Annotated in this window: 15 protein-coding genes; 10 read left to right on the plus strand and 5 right to left on the minus strand. The window is 59.7% G+C overall.

The features are described 5' to 3' along the window. Window positions 1-57 precede the first annotated feature (57 nt). The 3 genes from C4N22_RS08265 to C4N22_RS08275 all read right to left on the minus strand — a co-directional run bounded on the left by C4N22_RS08265 (window position 58) and on the right by C4N22_RS08275 (window position 2,633). Window positions 58-600, minus strand: coding sequence for a TetR/AcrR family transcriptional regulator (locus C4N22_RS08265; protein WP_112116053.1), 543 nt, complete (start codon window positions 598-600; stop codon window positions 58-60). Between the two features lie 97 nt (window positions 601-697). Beyond that, on the minus strand, window positions 698-1,216 hold the full coding sequence (locus C4N22_RS08270; protein ID WP_022256684.1) for a transcription repressor NadR: 519 nt from the start codon (window positions 1,214-1,216) through the stop codon (window positions 698-700). Between the two features lie 58 nt (window positions 1,217-1,274). Next, the gene (locus C4N22_RS08275; RefSeq protein WP_022256685.1) at window positions 1,275-2,633 is read right to left on the minus strand and encodes an alpha-amylase family glycosyl hydrolase; all 1,359 of its coding nucleotides are present in this window, start codon (window positions 2,631-2,633) and stop codon (window positions 1,275-1,277) included. Window positions 2,634-2,739: 106 nt separating this feature from the next. Here C4N22_RS08275 and glgB point away from each other — a divergent pair, with 106 nt between their 5' ends. The 10 genes from glgB (at window position 2,740) to C4N22_RS08325 (ending at window position 16,769) form a co-directional block, all read left to right on the plus strand. Continuing rightward, the gene (gene glgB / locus C4N22_RS08280; RefSeq protein ID WP_112148617.1) at window positions 2,740-4,692 is read left to right on the plus strand and encodes a 1,4-alpha-glucan branching protein GlgB; all 1,953 of its coding nucleotides are present in this window, start codon (window positions 2,740-2,742) and stop codon (window positions 4,690-4,692) included. Window positions 4,693-4,958: 266 nt separating this feature from the next. Next, window positions 4,959-5,942 carry a trigger factor gene (tig, locus tag C4N22_RS08285; protein WP_112148618.1) on the plus strand — a complete coding sequence of 328 codons (984 nt, stop codon included), beginning with the start codon at window positions 4,959-4,961 and terminating at the stop codon, window positions 5,940-5,942. Between the two features lie 7 nt (window positions 5,943-5,949). Next, entirely contained in the window at window positions 5,950-7,233 is a 1,284-nt protein-coding gene (locus C4N22_RS08290) for a 4Fe-4S dicluster domain-containing protein (protein WP_022256688.1), read from the plus strand. 248 nt (window positions 7,234-7,481) lie between these two features. Beyond that, a complete protein-coding gene (locus C4N22_RS08295) occupies window positions 7,482-9,518 on the plus strand; it encodes an ABC transporter substrate-binding protein (protein WP_112148619.1) in 2,037 nt (678 codons plus the stop codon). Window positions 9,519-9,728: 210 nt separating this feature from the next. Further along, window positions 9,729-10,670 carry an ABC transporter permease gene (locus C4N22_RS08300; RefSeq protein ID WP_112116060.1) on the plus strand — a complete coding sequence of 314 codons (942 nt, stop codon included), beginning with the start codon at window positions 9,729-9,731 and terminating at the stop codon, window positions 10,668-10,670. Continuing rightward, window positions 10,670-11,701 carry an ABC transporter permease gene (locus C4N22_RS08305; RefSeq protein WP_112148620.1) on the plus strand — a complete coding sequence of 344 codons (1,032 nt, stop codon included), beginning with the start codon at window positions 10,670-10,672 and terminating at the stop codon, window positions 11,699-11,701. The genes C4N22_RS08300 and C4N22_RS08305 overlap by 1 nt, the downstream gene beginning before the upstream one ends. A gap of 16 nt (window positions 11,702-11,717) precedes the next feature. Continuing rightward, entirely contained in the window at window positions 11,718-12,770 is a 1,053-nt protein-coding gene (locus C4N22_RS08310; RefSeq protein WP_022256692.1) for an ABC transporter ATP-binding protein, read from the plus strand. 1 nt (window position 12,771) lies between these two features. Then, entirely contained in the window at window positions 12,772-13,710 is a 939-nt protein-coding gene (locus C4N22_RS08315; RefSeq protein ID WP_022256693.1) for an ATP-binding cassette domain-containing protein, read from the plus strand. A 146-nt stretch (window positions 13,711-13,856) separates the two neighbouring features. Continuing rightward, window positions 13,857-15,590: a class I adenylate-forming enzyme family protein gene (locus C4N22_RS08320; protein ID WP_112148621.1), complete on the plus strand. Its 1,734-nt coding sequence runs from the start codon at window positions 13,857-13,859 to the stop codon at window positions 15,588-15,590. A gap of 30 nt (window positions 15,591-15,620) precedes the next feature. Then, on the plus strand, window positions 15,621-16,769 hold the full coding sequence (locus tag C4N22_RS08325) for an SGNH/GDSL hydrolase family protein (protein ID WP_112148622.1): 1,149 nt from the start codon (window positions 15,621-15,623) through the stop codon (window positions 16,767-16,769). 77 nt (window positions 16,770-16,846) lie between these two features. On the opposite strand, the gene C4N22_RS08330 is transcribed toward C4N22_RS08325, so the two are convergent. Together C4N22_RS08330 and C4N22_RS08335 are read right to left on the minus strand one after the other, a co-directional pair. Then, window positions 16,847-17,428 carry a DUF4358 domain-containing protein gene (locus tag C4N22_RS08330; protein ID WP_242980986.1) on the minus strand — a complete coding sequence of 194 codons (582 nt, stop codon included), beginning with the start codon at window positions 17,426-17,428 and terminating at the stop codon, window positions 16,847-16,849. Between the two features lie 153 nt (window positions 17,429-17,581). Next, a complete protein-coding gene (locus tag C4N22_RS08335) occupies window positions 17,582-18,022 on the minus strand; it encodes an Lrp/AsnC family transcriptional regulator (protein ID WP_022256697.1) in 441 nt (146 codons plus the stop codon). Window positions 18,023-18,326 lie beyond the last annotated feature (304 nt).

Consider the following 18,326-nt stretch of genomic DNA (forward strand, 5'->3'; position numbering starts at 1 on the left):
GGGAAGCAAAAAATCCGCCTGGCAATGCCGGACGGATTTTTTTGTTTCTTCTCAAAATCACAGCTCGATCTTCTGGGCTGCTTTGGCGATCTCGGCCAGCAGGGCCACAAGCTTGGCCTCGTCCATCCGGCCGCTGTTGTTGGTAAAGGCGTAGAAGCACCCCTGCACGCAGAACGAGAGGACGATGCCGCGGCGGGGATCCGCCGTGAACGTGGGGTCCAGCTCCGCCACCCGCTTGCGCAGGCCCTGCTCGATGCTGTTGGCAAACACGCCCTGGCGGCTGCCCGAGAAGAGGATGTTGACGGCGCGCTGGTTCTGCACAAAGGCGCGGAACAGCCCCTGGGTCAGTTCCTCGGTGTGGTCCAGCGGGCGGTTCGGCCCAAAGTCGGTCACACAGGCAAGGATGTTGCCGATGACTTTGGTCTCCAGCCCGCTGGAGAGGGCGTAGATGTCCTCATAGTGGGCATAGAATGTGGATTTGTTGATGCAGGCCAGTGCGCACAGATCCTTGATCTTGATTTTTTCCAGCGGATTTTTGGCCCGCAGCTCCATAAATGCCTTTTCAATGGCACGGTCCGTTCTGGCAATGCGGATATCCAAAATAAACCACCTCTTTCCACGTTTGGTTGATTATCCAACCCTTTTCGTCTTTCGTCGATGGACAAGGGGTTGGTCTTTTTTTAGAATAAAATTGGGGTTATTCTTTCTGGTACAGCAGCCCCTTTTCAGCCAGAGCAGCCTTGACGCGGCGGAAGCTGGCTTCGTCCGGGCAGTGGAGGGTGTGCAGGTGCACGCCGCCGGTCATCCGGCTCAGCAGGCACTCCGGCGTATCCGCCGCCTGCCGGAGGAACAGGTCCACATCGTAGCGGCTGGCAAGGTTCAGGTTGCCGCGCAGCTCGCCGTACAGCGGGTTCTCCACGGCCACATCCACCACCACGCCGCCCTGGTCCACCACGGTGTACAGCTCGGCGCGCATCTCCTCGGCCGTGCGGTGGACACAGGCCAGGATGCCCGTGTAGCCTTTGGCCGCCGGGTGGAGCTGGTAGCCCCGGGGCGTGGCGTCGATCTGAGCCCCGGCCGCCCGCAGCAGGGCCACGTCCCCCACCACGATCTGGCGGGAGACCCCCAGTTCCCCGGCCAGCAGGCTGGCGCTCATGGGCTCGCTGGCACCCGTCAGCCGTGTCAGTATCCTTTCCCTGCGCTGTGCAGCGTTCATCCCACTCTCCCCTTTCACTTCTCTCTTATCATAGCAGAAGCCGTGCCCCGGCGCAAGCTCAGTGTTTCAGCCGCAGCAGGGTCGCGTAGTTGGAGGGCACCTGGACTTTCATCCGGCCCCAGCCCACCTCGGCCAGCAGCTTCTGCCCGCCCACGGTGTCTTCCATCAGGTCCTCGTAACCGGAGGCCTCCACGGGCAGCTGGAATTCCATCTGCACCGGGGTGTCACCGTTGTTCATCACGGCCACGATGGCCTCGCCGTCTTTCACCCGGGCGTAGGCATAGCCCTGGGTGGTCAGGCTGAGCTCTTTGAACTCCCCGCTGCTCAGTTCCGGGTATTCCGCATGGAGTTTGCCCAGCTTTGCATAGACACTGGTGACGAAATTCGTCTTCTCGGCGTCCTTGTAGTCGTCCAGATTCAGGCAGGGGCGGAGCGGCCAGTCGCTTCCCCACTCTTTTTTGCCCTCAATGCCAAATTCCGAGCCATAATAGATGGACGGAATGCCCCAGAGCGTATATACTAGAATGGCAATGTGGCGGATATGCTCTTTGTTGCGCAGCTTGTTGGGCAGGCGCTCCACATCGTGGTTATCCGAGAAGAGATAGAGCTTGGTATCATGGCACAGGCCCTGCAGGCGGCGCATGGTGTGGGCGATCTCAAAATAGTTGTGGTCGTTGTGGCCGCTCCACAGTCCCTTGTGCAGCTCGTAGTTGGTCACGGAGTGGAGCATCTCGGGGTTGGCCCAGCGGCTGTAATCGCCGTGGATGACCTCGCCCATCAGCCAGAACTCGGGCTTGACCTCGTTGGCCAGGCGGCGCAGGCCTTTCATGAAGTCAAAGTCCAGCACATCGGCCGCGTCCAGCCGGATGCCGTCGATGTCAAATTCATCCACCCAGAAGCGGATGGTGTCAAAGTGGTAATTCTGCACCTCGGGGTTGCGCTGGTTCAGCTTGACCAGCAGGTTGAAGCCGCCCCAGTTGCCATAGGAAAAACCATCGTTGTACTCGTTGTTGCCCCAGAAATTCACATCACAGAACCAGTCTTTATACCGGGCGTTCTCCCGGTTGGCTTTCAGGTCCTGGAACGCGAAGAAATCCCGGCCCACATGGTTGAACACACCGTCCACGATGACTTTCTGGCCCCGGGCGTGGCAGCCGGCCACAAATTCCTTAAATTCCTCGTTGGTGCCAAGGCGGCGGTCCACCCGGCGGTAATCAATGGTATCGTAGCCATGGGAACCGCTCTCAAACAGCGGGCCGATATAAATGGCCGTGCAGCCGATCCGTGCCGCGTGTTCTGCCCAGGCGTTCAGCTTTTCAAAAGCGCCGGGGGTGGGCTGGCCGTCGTTTTCGTGGGCACAGCCGCAGAGCCCCAGAGGGTAAATGTGATAAAATACCGCGTTGTCATACCAAGCCATAGTCAATCAACCGCTCCTCTTATTCGTAAATCATGCTGCATACAGCAGCTTCAGTATAGCACAAAATGCTTCGTTTTCAAAATATCAAATGTAAGGAGTCTTTTGCATGATGTATCCCTCCCTCCCCCAGAGCTTTTTTGTTGGCGAATGCTTTGACGCTTACCGCATCCTCGGCGCGCACCCGGCCCAGGGCCCCCATGGGGAAGAGGGCTGGCGGTTCAACGTCTGGGCCCCCGGTGCCACCGCCGTGGAGATCTGCGGCGGCTTTGATGGCTGGGGCCCCGGCGTGCCCATGGAAAAAGCCGACACCGGCCTGTGGAGCGGCTTCATTGCGGGCCTTGCCGAGGGCGACCTCTACAAATACCGGGTCCACGGGGCGGACGGCAGCGTCGTGCTCCACTCCGACCCCTACGCCTTTTCCACCGAGCTGCGCCCCGGCACCGCCAGCCGCCTGACAAGGCTGGACTTCCGCTTTGACGACAGTGCCTGGATGGAGCGGCGGGACAAATGCCGCAACCTGCCCCTGAATATCTACGAGCTCCATGCGGGCAGCTGGAAACAGAAACCCAACGCCACAAAGCCCGATGGCTCTGACGGCTGGTACGATTACGAGGAGCTGGCCCGGGAGCTGATCCCCTGGCTGCTGGACCACCACTTCACCCATGTGGAGCTGCTGCCCCTGGCCGAGCATCCCTTTGACGGCAGCTGGGGCTACCAGACCACCGGGTATTTCTCCGTCACCAGCCGGTACGGCAGCCCGGCCCAGTTTGCCTCGTTCGTCAACGCCTGCCACCGGATGGGCATTGGCGTCATTATGGATTTTGTTCCCGTCCACTTTGCGGCCAACGCCGATGCTCTGGCCCGCTTCGACGGCACCTATCTCTACGAGTACGACAGCGACGTGGGCCACAGCGAGTGGGGCACCTGCAATTTCAACTATTACCGGGGCGAGATCCGCAGCTTTTTGAACAGCGCCGCCGCCCTCTGGATGGATGTCTACCACTGCGACGGCATCCGGATGGACGCCATCTCCCGGGCCATCTACTGGCAGGGTGACCCCAACCGGGGCGTGAACGAGGGAGCCCTCAACTTCCTGCGGGGGCTCAACCACGGCCTGAACGAGCGCTGGCCCACCGGCATCTACACCGCCGAGGACTCCACCAACTTCCTCAAAGTGACCGCCCCCACCCGGTACGACGGCATCGGCTTTGATTACAAGTGGGACATGGGCTGGATGCACGACACGCTGGATTACTTTGCCACCCCGTTCGGGGAGCGGCCGGACGCCTACCACAAGCTGACGTTCAGTATGCAGTATTTCTACAATGAGCTGTACCTGCTGGCCCTCAGCCACGACGAAGTCGTCCACGGCAAGAAGACCATCATTGATAAGCTCTGGGGCACCTACGAGGAAAAATGCGCCCAGCTGCGCACCCTGTATTTCTATATGTACACCCATCCGGGAAAAAAGCTCAACTTTATGGGCAACGAGATGGCACATTTCCGGGAGTGGGACGAAAAGCGCCCGCTGGACTGGGACCTGCTCAAGTACCCGTTCCACGACAGCTTCCAGAAATTCTTCGCCGCCGTCTCCCGCCTGTATGCCACCGAGCCTGCCCTCTACGACGGGGAGTACAACCCGGACTGCTTTGAGTGGGTGGCCTGTGAGAGCCGCGCCGAGGGCGTGTACGCCTGGCTGCGCAAGGGAGCCGGGCAGAACCTGCTCTGTGTGATGAACACCCAGAACACCGCCCACAAAAAGTTCCCGCTCTACCTCAAGTTTCCCTGTGGGGCCGAAGAACTGCTGAACACCGAGGCCTCCGTCTGGGGCGGCGCGGACAAGTCCCGCACGAAAACATTCCACACCACCGACGGCGGCGTCTACGGCCGGGACTACACGCTGGCCATCGACCTGCCCGCCATGGGCAGCCGCCTGTTCCGCCTGAGCCCGGAAGCCCTCCACCCGGAGGCCGCCCAGGCCAGCGCGGCATTGGCCCTGAACCAGAAGCGGAAAGCCGCCCGAGCCGCAAAAACCCCCGCAAACAAATCCAAAAAGTAATATTGCATTTAAAATATCCCGTCTGCTGAAAATGCAGCGGGATATTTTGCGTCCTGGCCCGTGGGCACTCTTGTCAGCCCCCGCCCCGGTTTGTTATACTGTAGGATGAAAAAGTTTAAATTTCATCTTTCATGGCTTCCCTGATCGGAAAGACTCCCTCCGGTCGGAGGGAACTGTCGCAGATGCGACAAAGGGAGGCTGCTCCGCGACATGCTCGCAAAGCGAGATGGAGCGGTGAGAGGTTTCAATAAGGAGAGTATTACACCATGGAAAAGAAAAAGTACAATTTCCCTGAAGTCAAGCTGGGCCAGTACAAGGGTCTGGCCATCACCCGCCATGTCCGGCCGGTGACGGAGAAGACGCTGGACATCGAGATGGTGCACCAGACCCGGATGCACGCCACCTACCGCCCCACCCAGGAGCCCGCCAAGCGCGGCTGCCGCGCCCTGCTGGATTTTGCGGGCTACATGGACGGCAAGGAGATTCCCGACAGCCGGATGGAAAAAGTGATGGTGGTGCTGGGTGACGGCAAGCTGATGCCCGCCGCCGAGCAGGCCATCTACGGCCACCGCGCCGGGGAGACGTTCCGCTTCGATTTTACTTACCCCGCTGAGTTCCGGGTGCCGGAGCTCTCCGGCAAGACCGCCCAGTTTGAGATCAACCTCCGCTCGGTGGCCGAGAAGCACACCCCGGAGCTGACGGAGGAGTTTGCCAAGTCCATCGGTTATGACTCTCTCGCCGCCATGCGGGAGTCGATCCGGGCCCAGAAGCAGAAGATCCATGAAGAGGGTGCCGACCGCGCCGCCGGCCAGCGCCTGCTGGAAATGGCCGGGGCCAACATCGAGGTCCACATTGCGCCCGAAACGCTGGACCGCACTGCTGACAACGAGATGAAGCTGCTGGGCGAGCGGCTCTCCCGCAGCGGCCTGACCGTGGAACAGCACTGCAAGAACAGCCACACCACCCCGGAGGCCCTGCGCCAGCGCTACCGTGACGAGGCCGAGAGCCGGGCCCGGGTGATGCTGGCCGCCCGCGCCATTGCCGAGGCCGAGCAGATCGTCGTCCACCCGGAGGAGGTCAACGCCGAGTACCGCCGTCTGGCCGCCCTGCAGGAGACCCCCGAGGCCGAGATCCGCAAGGTGCTGACCGAGGACGCCGTGGCCGCCGCTCTGGCCGCCAAAAAAGTACAGCGTTTTCTGCTGGACCACGCCGAAGTCACCTCTGTGACCGACAGCGCCGAAAAGGAGTGAGCCGCGCATGAGCATCTTTACCCGGTACGCCATGGATGCGCTGATGAAGACCTCTCATCCGGAGATCAACCGCCGTCAGTGCTGGAACCTGCACCCCCACCGCACGCCCTGCACCACCTGTAAGGACATCTGCCCCTACGGTGACCAGATCTTCACCCGCCCAAACCTTGTCAAAGACTGGGATCCCTGCACCGACTGCGGGCTCTGTGTTTCGGCCTGCCGCAGCGGCTGCATCGCCCCCTCGCCGGAGCAGGTGCAGCGGGACACCACCCCGGCAGACAACGATAACGATACCATCTGGATCGGGTGCGAGAAGAGCACCCGCAAAAATACCATCACCCGGCTCTGCATCTCGGCTCTCTCCTGGGAGGCGCTGGCCTACCTGGCCCTGAGCAAGAAGATCGTGCTGGATCTGACCCCCTGCGGCGAGTGCGAGAACGACCTGTGCGCCGAGCAGCTGCGCAAGGAGCTCACCCGGCTGGTGGAATTCTTTGGCCCTACCGTGTTCGAGGCCCGGTTCACCCTGGCCTATGAGCTGGAGGATGCCCCTTATCACGTCAAGGAGCTGTCCCGCCGGGAGATGATGGAACAGCTGACCGAGGGCTCCAAATCCGGCACCAAAAAGCTGCTGCAAAAGCTGCCCGGCCTGCGGGACGAGGAGGACGCCGGCATGGATTTCCGCCTGCTGCTCCACCAGCGCACCAAACAGCTCAAGGCCGCCATGGAAACACCCCTGCGCTACGGCTACTACCTGCCCAATGTGACAGACAAGTGCTTTGGCTGCGGCAAGTGCGAAAAATCCTGCCGGGCCAACGCCCTCAAGGTGGAAGACCTGCCCGACGGCCAGACCCGCATCGTGGTCACCCCCTGGAAATGCGGCGAGTGCGGCATCTGCGTGGCGTCCTGCTCCAACCACGGCATCGACGGGATGAAGCTCCGCCAGCTGACCACGCTGGGCCCCGTGAGCATTTACAAGTGCACCAAGACCCTCTGCGCCGACTGCGGCAAGCCCATTGCACCGGACTCCGTGGATGGCATCTGCTCGGTCTGCCGGATCAAGCGCCGCACCAAAAAGCGGCAGGAGGAGGCCGCCGCCCGCGCCAAGGAGCGCGCGGCAGAGCGGGAGGCCAAGCGCGCTGCCGAGGAAGCAGCCAAAACCGCCGCGGAGGAGTCCGCCAAGGCAGCGGCTCAGGAGCTGGCCGCTGAAAATGCCGCCGCTTCCGCCGAAACCGCGGTTCCTGCTGCCCCGGCAGCGGCCCCGGAGGCCGCCGCCCCCACCGCCAGTATCTGATCGCTGGCATGCAAAATGGGCCGCAATGCGGCAAAAAACAATTGACGCCGGAGCCAATCAATGCTATACTTTGGCTAACCACCTGTGTGGCCGGAGGACTGTTACAAAGGAGTAACGGATGTATTTCCGTTGCTCTTTTTTCATAGGCTGCCCGCGGGGCAGTTGACGGCACCTCCCCCGCTGCTGGGAAACAGCGGGCAAAACAACACGAACGCAAAATGCAAAACCGAAGAAAAGAGGGAATCATCATGACTCATTCGATCACCCGTCGTCAGTTCCTCAAGGCCAGCGGTCTGGCAGCCGTTGGCACCTGTGCAGCTGGTCTGCTGAGCAGCTGCGGCGGCAGTTCTTCCGCTGGCAGCTCCGCGGCTTCCGGTACGGCTTCTGCAGGCGGCAGCAGCTATACCATCCTGTACGACAGCCAGCCTTCCACTCTGAACTACCTGACCACCTCTTCCGACCTGGAGATGCAGGTGGGCGCCAACTGCGTGGACACCCTGGTGGAGTACGATAACAAGGGTGTGATGAAAGAGGGCCTGGCCACCAGCTGGGACTGGGATGTGGACACCCTGACCTGGACGTTCCACCTGCGTGACGAGAACTGGGTGGACTGCAACGGCGAAGTCGTTGCTCCCGTGACCGCGCAGGACTTTGTGGACGCCCTGAAGTACGTCCTGACCCCGGACTACGCTTCCTCCAACGTGGACCTCGTCACCTCCTACATTGCAGGCGCTGACGATTACTACAACTACTACGTCTACCTGGCCAACGCCAACGGCGGCATCGTGGACGATGACGGCACCACCTACACCGTGGATGCTTCCGGCGTGGTCACTGTGGCAGGCCCGGACGGCACCACCACCTACGCTCCCGTTGATTTTGAGGACGTGGGCGTCCACGCTGTGGATGAGCACACCCTGACCTACACCCTGGCCTACGATTTCCCTGGCTTCCTGAGCCTGCTGTGCTACCTGCCCTATGAGCCCGCTTACGGCCCCCTGCTGGAAGAGGTCGGTGACCAGTTCGCCACCAGTGCAGAGACCACCTACAGCTGCGGCGCTTACTACCTGGCCGAGTACGAGTCTCTGGAGACCTGGATCATGAAGAAGAATCCGGAGAACTACGACGCCGACAACGTCTTCATCGAGACGGTCAGCCGCATCTACAACGCCGAGGCCAGCGTCAACGGCCCCGAGATGATCAAGCGCGGCGAGATCGACGAGGCTACCATCGGCTCCGACATCCTGGACAGCTGGCTGGCCGACGATACCACCAAGGACATGGTCTCCATGGATCGCCCCAACACCAACTACACCTACTTCTACATGTTCAACTTCTGCCCGCTGCCCCACAATTTCTCCAACGCCACCGTGGACGGCCTGGATGCAGAGTACGAACCCGAGAACTGGGCCAAGGCCATCAACAGCACCAACTTCCGCAAAGCATTCCTGTACGGCATCAACAACGCCGTCACGCTGGCTGTCAAGGCTCCCGAGGGCTACGAGAACTATAAGCTGAACACCGTTACCCCGCCCAGCTTCTGCGCCAACAGCGAGGGCGTGGATTACCTGCAGTGCGGCGACCTGGCCAACATCACCGAGTTCTTTGACGAGGCCAAGGCCAAGGAGTACCGCGATGCCGCCGTGGAGGAGCTGACCGCGGCTGGTGCGACGTTCCCCATCAAGGTGCAGCTGCCCTACAACCCCTCCTCTGTGGACTGGGACAAGCAGTGCCAGGTGCTCAAGCAGCAGCTGGAGAGCGTGCTGAACGACGGCTTCAACTTCATCGACATCATCATCACCGCCGGCCCGTCCGACGGCTTCCTGTCCACCGTCCGCCGCAACGGCAAGTTCTGCTTCCTGCTGTGCAACTGGGGTGCCGACTACTCTGACCCCCAGACCGAGTCCGACCCGTTCTATCAGGCCGCGGGCGACCGCGGCAGCCGCTACGCATTCCTGCGCACCGGCGTGGAGGATGGCTACATTACCGGCGAGACTGCTGATGCCGTGCTGAACTACATGAACGCCATTGAGGAGGCCACCGCCATCACCGAGGACATCGACGCCCGCTATGACGCCTTTGCCAACGCCGAGGCTTCCCTCATCAACAACGCTCTGGTCGTTCCCATGGGCATGAGCGTGCCCGCGTATCTGGCTACCCGCCTGAACTACTGGGAGGGCCAGTACGCTTCCACCGGCTTCTCCAACAAGCGCCTCAAGGGCATCCATGTGCTGGATCACTACGTTTCCATGGCCGAGTACGAGGCCAACCGCGACGCCCGCTGAGTTTTACATGAAGCAAATTTCATTTTGAACTGACCATCTTGTAATATTTTCAAAAGCCCTGTATGGTTTTGGCCGTACAGGGTCTTTTTTATCGCCTTTTCTGATTAATTTTTCAACAAAAATGGGCAAATCACTTTCCAAAAGTAGTTTTTTGTTGTATTCTATTCCTATCCGTTATTACAAAACAAAGAGAGAGGGGTGCGCGCAGATATGCTCAAATATCTGGCGAAACGTGTCGGGCGCTCGATTTTGACACTGTTCATCATCGTCACGCTCGTGTTCTGTCTTCTGCGGCTGATGCCGGTGGAGGGCTATTTTGCGAACTATGAAAAAATGACCGAGGTACAGATCCAGGCCGGCCTGCAGTCCATGGGCCTGCTGGACCCGCTCCCGGTGCAGATCGTCCGTTTCTGGAAAGATGCCCTGCATGGCGACCTGGGCGTGAGCCATATTTATAAGGTCAACGCTTCCGTCACCGGCATCCTGGCCAAGAAGCTGCCCATCTCGGTGCAGATGGGTGTATACGCCATGCTGCTGAGCCTTGTCATCGGCATCCCCATGGGCATGTTCATGGGGCGTTTTAAATCCCGCTGGCCGGATAAGATCGGCACCGCCATCATCGTGCTCATCCAGGCAGTGCCCAGCGCCGTGTACTACCTGTACATCCAGATGTATGGCACCACGGCACTGGGCGTGGGCCTGCTGTTTGACGCCTCCAACTGGAAATACTGGGTGCTGCCGGTCTGTTCCATGAGCCTGGGCAACATTGCGTTCTACGCCATGTGGCTCCGCCGCTACATGGTGGACGAGAGTAACAAGGACTACGTCCGCCTGGCACGCGCCAAGGGCGTGAGCGAGAATAAGATCGCGCTGAAGCATATCTTCCGCAACGCCATGGTCCCGCTGGTGCAGTACATTCCCTCCGCATTCCTGAACACCGTCGTCGGCTCCATCTACATCGAGAGCCTGTACAGCATTCCCGGCATGGGCGGCCTGCTGGTCACCTGTGTGCAGCGCCATGACAACACCCTGGTGCAGGGCATCGTGCTGCTGTACGCCTGCGTGGGCATCATCGGCCTGATCCTGGGCGACCTGCTCATGGTGCTCATTGATCCCCGCATCAGCCTTGGCAAGAAAGAAGGTGGCCGATAATGCTGTTCCGCATCAAAGACGAAAAAGCAAAGAAGCTGGAAGCCCAGCTGAACAAACTGCAGAAAGACGGTCCCGCTGCCTGGGCCAAGCTGCCGGAAGACGAGCTGTTTACCCCCGCCGGGTTCCGTTCCGAGCAGGCCGAAGCCACGGGCTACTCCAACTACAGCTACTGGGGCAGCACGTTCCGCGCGTTCTTTAAGAACAAGCTGGCCGTGGTCCTGCTGGTGGCCCTCATCGCCGTGGTGGCGTTTGCTTTCTTCCAGCCCCACCTGCCCGGCCAGGTAGACCCCAACCTCTGCGAGGTGGATCCTGCCACCGGCGTGCAGTACCGCAACATTGCCCCCGGTGAGATGGGCTTTATCTGGGGCTCCAACGCCATCGGCCAGGATCTGTGGGCCCGCATCTGGGCCGGTGCCCGCACCAGTCTGATCATCGCGTTCTTCGTGGCCCTCATCGAGGCCGTGGTGGGCATCACCGCCGGTGTGCTGTGGGGCTATGTCCGCCAGCTGGATTTCTTCTTTACCGAGCTGTACAACATCTGCGATAACGTTCCCTCCACCATCATCCTGATTCTGATCTCCTATGTGGCTTCCCCCAGCATCAAAACGCTGATCCTGGGCATGTCCATCACGGGCTGGATCGAGATGGCGCGCTTTATCCGCAACCAGATCCTCATCATCCGCGACCGGGATTACAATGTGGCCTCCCGCTGCATCGGCACCCCCACCAGCCGGATCGTGCTGCGCAACCTGCTGCCCTATCTGGTCAGCGTCATCATGCTGCGGATGGCTTTGACCATCCCCGCCGCCATCGGCAGTGAGGTGTTCATCACCTACATCGGCCTGGGCCTCTCGGTGGAGACGCCCTCGCTGGGCAACCTCATCAACGATGGCCGCAAGGTGATGATGCAGGCAGGCCTGCGCTACCAGCTGCTCTACCCCACCATCATCCTCAGCTTTGTCACCATCGCGTTCTATCTGATCGGCAACGCTTTCTCGGACGCTGCCGACCCGAAGAACCATCTGCAATAAAAAGGAGGGACAGACGATGCAGAAAAATCAGCTGATCCTCTCGGTCAAAGATCTCAACATCAAATTCAACCTCCGTGGAAAAGTCCTCCATGCCATCCGCGGCATCGACCTGGACGTCTACCACGGCGAAGTCCTCGCCATCGTGGGCGAGTCCGGCTCCGGCAAGAGCGTGTTCACCAAATCGTTCATGGGCCTGCTGGACGCCAACGGCTCCATTTCCAGCGGCACCATTGATTACTACGGTGCCGACGACGGCAAGCCCATCCGCCTCTCCGAGCTGACCAAAGAAAAAGACTGGCTCAAGGTGCGCGGCCACGAGATTGCCATGATCATGCAGGACCCCATGACCAGCCTCAACCCCCTGAAGACCATCGGCGACCAGATCATGGAGGCCGTGGAGCTGCATCAGGGCCTCAAGGGCAAGGCCGCCAAAGAGAAGACGTTGGAATACCTGCGGGATGTGGGCATCACCGACGCCGAGAAGCGTTTTGACCAGTACCCGCATGAGTTCTCCGGCGGTATGCGCCAGCGCGTGGTCATTGCCATCGCGGTAGCCTGCAACCCGCAGATCCTGATCTGCGACGAGCCCACCACGGCACTGGACGTGACCATTCAGGCACAGATCCTCGAGCTGCTGAAAGAGATGCGGGTAAAGTACAACCTGACCATCATCCTCATCACCCACGACCTGGGCGTTGTGGCCAATATCGCGGACCGGGTGGCCGTCATGTATGCCGGCGACATCGTGGAGATCGGCACCTCGGACGAAATTTACTACGACCCCCGCCACCCCTACACCTGGGCCCTGCTGTCCAGTATGCCCCAGATGGGCATTAAGGGCGAAGACTTGTTCAACATTCAGGGCACGCCCCCCAACCTGTTTACCGAAATTCACGGCGACGCTTTCGCGCCCCGCAACCCGCAGGCGCTCAAGATCGACTTCGTCAAGCGTCCGCCGTATTTCAATGTCAGCCTCACCCACAAGGCCAAGACCTGGCTGCTGGACCCCCGGGCCCCCAAGATCGACCCGCCGGCGGCTGTGCAGATGCTGAAAGAGGAGGGCATGTGATATGGCAGAAGAACAAAAGCGCGAAGTTCTGGTGGAGGTCAAGAACCTTGAGGTGACTTATGGCTCCGGCCGCAAGGCTTACAAGGCCGTGAGCAACGCCAACTTCACCATTTATAAAGGCGAGACCTTTGGCCTGGTGGGCGAGTCCGGTTCCGGCAAGACGACCATTGGCCGCGCCATCATGCGCATCCTGCCCACCTCGGGCGGCGAGATCCTCTACAAGGGCCAGAAGATCAACGGCAAGATCTCCCACGCGCTGGACAAACAGATCATCAAGGAGATTCAGATGATCTTCCAGGATCCCCAGTCCTCCCTGAACGAGCGCGCAAAGGTCAGCTACATCGTGGGCGAGGGCCTGATGAACGTCCGGCCCGACCTCTCCGCTGCCGAGCGGGAAGCCAAAGTGCGTCAGGCTCTGCTGGACGTGGGCCTGCTGCCGGAGTTTGCCTCCCGTTTCCCCCATGAGTTCTCGGGCGGCCAGCGCCAGCGCATCGGCATTGCCCGCGCCCTCATCGTGGAGCCGGAGTTCATCATTGCCGATGAGCCCATCTCCGCGCTGGACATGTCCATCCGCGCTCAGGTGCTCAACCTGCTGCGCCATATCCAGAAAGAGCGGAACATCACCTACCTCTTCATCGCTCACGACCTGTCCGTGATGCGGTACATCTCGGACCGCATCGCCGTCATCCACAAGGGCGACATCGTGGAGCTGGCCGATGCTGAGGAGCTGGTGACCCACGCCATCCACCCCTACACCCGCAGCCTGCTCTCCGCCATCCCCATGCCCAGCCCCCGCCGGGAGCGGAACAAGCATCTGCTGGTGTACGACCCCTCCATGCACGATTACAGCAAGGAGGCGCCTCAGTGGCGGGAGCTGCGCCCCAACCACTTTGTGCTCTGCAGCGAAGCCGAAGCTAAGCAGTGGCTGAGTGAAATGTAAACGTCCCGCGCTTTCTTTGCTACATTTCACACGCTCTGTTTATTGACTTTTCCGGGCTGCTCAACTACAATAGTCAGGATGGATTCCAAGCCGGTTCCACCACCCCGTGTGAGGGTGAGAAAACGTAAAAGGAAATGGATTATTCAATGACTACACCGGAAAATGTTCTCTACGCGTCTACGGCGCGTCCCTGGCTGAAATATTACGCACAGAAGTACATTGACCAGACTCTGCCCACCTGCTCGGCATTTGATTACGTCTGCCAGCAGAACAAGAACCGCCTGGGCGAGGCGGCCCTGAATTATTACGGCCGCAAGTTCACCTATGCGGACTTCATCGTCAATGTGAAAAAGACGGCAGCCGCGCTCCGCGGTGTCGGCGTCAAAAAGGGCGATATCATCACAGTGGTCAGCGTGATGACCCCGGAGGTCATCTACGCGTTCTACGCTGCCGACCTCATTGGTGCCACCCTGAACCTGGTGGATCCCCGCTACAGCGTCGAGGGCATCCACGATTACATTGAGGAAGTGGACTCCCACCTGCTCATCTGCCTGAACGTGGTGTACGAGCGCTGCCGTCAGGCCGCCAAGCGCACCCATGTGGAGCGTGTGATCGTCCTCTCTCCGGCCGACTCCCTGCCGTTCCCGCTCAGCGTCGGCTACAAGATGACCAACCCCGATAAGAACAAGTACAAATCCAATGTTCTGCACTGGAAGCAGTTCCTGGAGGGCGGCGAGGGCCAGAGCACCGCCGCGGAGCCCTACGACCCCGGCCACGCCTGCGTGGTGGTCCACACCGGCGGCACCACGGGCTCGCCCAAGGGCGTCATGCTGACAGACAACAGCTTCAACGCCATTGCACAGCAGTTCTCTGCCTATGACACCCTGTTCCAGAAAGGGCAGAAGCTGATGAACATTATGCCCCCGTTCATCGCCTACGGCTATGCCTGCGGCGTGCACCTGCCGCTGGTGCTGGGCCTGACGGTGGTCATCATCCCCAACCTGGACCCTGCCAAGCTGGGCAGCCTGGTGCTCAAGTACAAGCCCGAGATCATGTTCGGTGTGCCCGCCCACTACCAGCAGCTGGCCGCCGACCCGAAAGTTCAGAAAAAAGACCTCTCGTTCATTCACAACTACGCGGCTGGCGGCGACGCCATTTCGCTGGGCGCGGAGAAGACGGTCAACGAATTCCTGGCCTCCCACAACGTGGAGTACCCCATGGCCAAGGGCTATGGCATGACGGAAGTTGCCTCGGCCGCCACCGTGGCCGCTGGTAAGAACAACAAGCCCGGCAGTGTGGGCATTCCCATGGTCAACACCCTCGTCTCGGCGTTTGAGCCAGGCACGGACAAAGAGCTGCCCATTGGTCAGCGCGGCGAGCTGTGCATCAGCGGCCCCGCCACCATGAAAGGCTACTACAACAAACCCGACGAAACGGCCATGATCCTGCACAAGCACCCGGATGGCCGCGTCTGGGTCCACACCGGCGATATCGGCTATATCGATGAGGACGGCTTCGTCTACCTGGATTCCCGCATCAAGCGGCTCATCATCCGGCACGACGGCTTCAAAGTCTTCCCCTCCATGATCGAAAATGTGGTCAGCCAGCACCCCGCCGTGCACCAGTGCTCCGTTGTGGGCTGTGCCGATCAGGACCATGTGCAGGGCCGCCTGCCATTCGTGTACATCGTGCTCACCCCCGCCGCTGCTGGTGTCAAGAAAAAACAGCTGATCCAAGAGCTGCGCCAGATGTGCGAGGAGGAGCTGCCCGAATACGTCCAGCCTGTGGCCTACAAGTTTGTGTCGGAGCTTCCCATGACCCCGGTGGGCAAGGTAGACTATCGCAAGCTGGAAGAGGAGATCACTCCCCGCGATTACTGAGATTTTTGATGGGAAAGAAGGAACCACACCATGAAAAAGAAATTTGTCAGCCTGCTGCTGGCAGCCGCTCTGGTGTTCTCGCTGGGCGTCCCCGCCTTTGCTGAGGGTACCGAGGCACTGCCCGCGGAACCCGAGGCCGCTGTGGACGAAGCAGAGCCGGAAATGGCCCCTGAGGATGAGACCAACGAAGTGGTCGTTACCCTGGGCGATACCGTGACGGCTACCACCACCGAACAGGCTCCCGCCGCCGACACCAAAACGACTGCCCCCGCGGCGGACAGCACGAAAGAAACTGCTGCCGACACGGAGAGCACGGAGCAGAAGCAGATCACCTACGTTGCCCTGGGCGACAGCATCGTGGCAGGCGTGGGCCTGGCCGATGTCCAGTACAGCGCCAACGGCACTTCCACTTACGGCGTGGACATGCGCCCCAATTTCAAGGGCTACTCCCCAGACTGCTATGTCGGTAAGGTAGCTTCCAAGCTGGGCCTGGACCGCGACCACGCCATTGATCTGGGCCTGCCTGCCCTGACGGCCCCCGACCTGGTGGACATGATCCGGGACGGCAAGATGCCCCAGATGAACATGGAGTCCGGCTGCTACTACGTCTACCCGGAATTCCAGGATTACATCCGCAAGGCAGACGTCATCTCCATCCAGATCGGCTCCAATGACGCGTTCGTGCCCTGCGTGGCCGGCCTGTGGAACGCCACCAACCACAAGAGCGACGCTCTGGCTTCCATCATCCTCTCCGGCAACCTGCGCTCCTCCGGCTCTGCCGTTTCCACCATCCTCAAGGGCATCAAGGACATGGAGCTGACCAAAGAGGAAAAGAACGCCTCCTGGAAGCTCATCACCTCCGATATGGCCAAGATCTGCGACCGCATCTATCCGCAGACCACCTCCGCCCTCATCTCCGTCGTGCAAGAGATCCGCAAGCTGAACCCGGACGTGCAGATCCTGCTGATGGGCTACACCGACCCGGTGCCGTTTATCCCCTGCTGGCACAACTACTTCCGCAAGCTCAACAAGTTTGAGAAGCAGCTGGCCGAGACCTATGACCTGACTTATGTGGCCATCCCCAAGGCAAAGACCGACCTGGATGTCCACCCCACCATTCAGGGCCACGAGTACATCGCCAACAAGATCGTCAACGCCATCGACGTGAAAGCTGAATAATTTCTGTACTGCCCATCCTGCAAAGAACGCCCGCTTCCAACTGGAAGCAGGCGTTCTTTTTTGCGTGTGATTCGTTTTTAAGCGGCCAGCGCTTTTTTCAGGTTGGCAAGGACGGTATCGCTGTCCTCACAGCAGACAAGGACCACCTCGCCGGAGGGAAGAGTCTCCACTTTCGCGTTCTTGGCGATCTGATACTGGTCCTCGAGATAATGCTCCATGGACTGCTGCTCGCTCTCCACATAGGCATTCAGGGCGTCTACCACGTCCTGCGTTCTGCCCTCGGCAGGCTTGACAATGGCAAGGCCATAGCTCTGCACCATCATTGTGGAAAGGGAGGCGGCAAAATCCTCCGCCATGCCATCCTCCAAGTTGAGCATGGGTATCATCATGTTGGCGATCTCATCATTGAGCTGGTCGGCCTCATAGTCCTTGCTGTAGCCGTACTGAGCGGTGTATTTCCCGTCCGCGCCTTTGGTGAAGATCATATAATACTCGTTGTCCTCGGCGCCGCGGGCATCGTGGAGGATCTGGGTGTAGTCTTTGGGGGTACTTGCAGCGGAGGAAGCGGGCTTGCCCGTGCTGCCGGATGTGCCGCAGCCCACCAGAGCCAGCAGGGCAGCGCCTGCCAGCAGCGCCGCAAAAATGCGTTTCAGTTTCATAGTGGATATTCCTTTCGTTCGTGAGGCGTCATTTGGAAGAGTGCAGCCATAGTATTCCACTTTTTTGTGCTGCTATCCAGAATACGAGCCACCGCGGGCGAAAATTGCGCCGCTGCCTGTAACACTTTTATGAACAGACGTTTTTCAGCTTCTTTACAGCATCAGGGCTTCCAGATCGCCGTGGTTGACGGGGGTGGAAAGGATGATCTGGGTGCTGGTGGTACCCAGCTTCTGGAACTGGAGGATCAGATGCTCCAGCTGGGGCATACTGCCGCAGCTGACCTTGATGAGGAATGTATAATCGCCCGTGACGTGGTAGCACTGCAGCACTTCCTTGCTGTTCTGGATCAGGTGCAGGAACGCCTCGTGCTTGGAGGGGGCCACCGAAAGGCTGATGAGGGCATCCACATACACGCGGTCTGCCGGGCGGTTGAGTGTGACGGTATAGCCGCCGATGATGCCATCGGTCTCCAGCTTGTGGATGCGGCTGGAAACGGCAGGGCTGGTCAGAGCTACCTGCTCCGCGATCTCCTTGACAGGCATACGGGCGTTTTTGGCCAACAGGGCCAGGATTTTACGGTCCAAATCATCCATGGGACAATGTCTCCTTTGATATTCTGTTGAAATCCACAAAAATTTTCGAAAGTAAAGTTTTATTGTTGTAAAAACTTATAAACCTAGCAAAAGTTGGATTTCATTTCGCTTGCGTTAATTATATAAAGTTTTGCCTCAAAAGTAAAGTGCAAATTTAAGCATTTCAAGAAATTTCTATTTGACAAAAAAGAAAGAGCTGGTATAATACATATCGCAGGGTACGGATGCGGGGCTTCCGCGTCCACAGGCTGTGCAAAACGCCTGAAACAGCTTCCCTGCCTGAAATTGCGATTCACCACTTTAT

The sequence above is a fragment of the Faecalibacterium prausnitzii genome (assembly GCF_003287495.1).
GTDB classification, from domain to species: Bacteria; Bacillota; Clostridia; order Oscillospirales; family Ruminococcaceae; genus Faecalibacterium; species Faecalibacterium prausnitzii_I.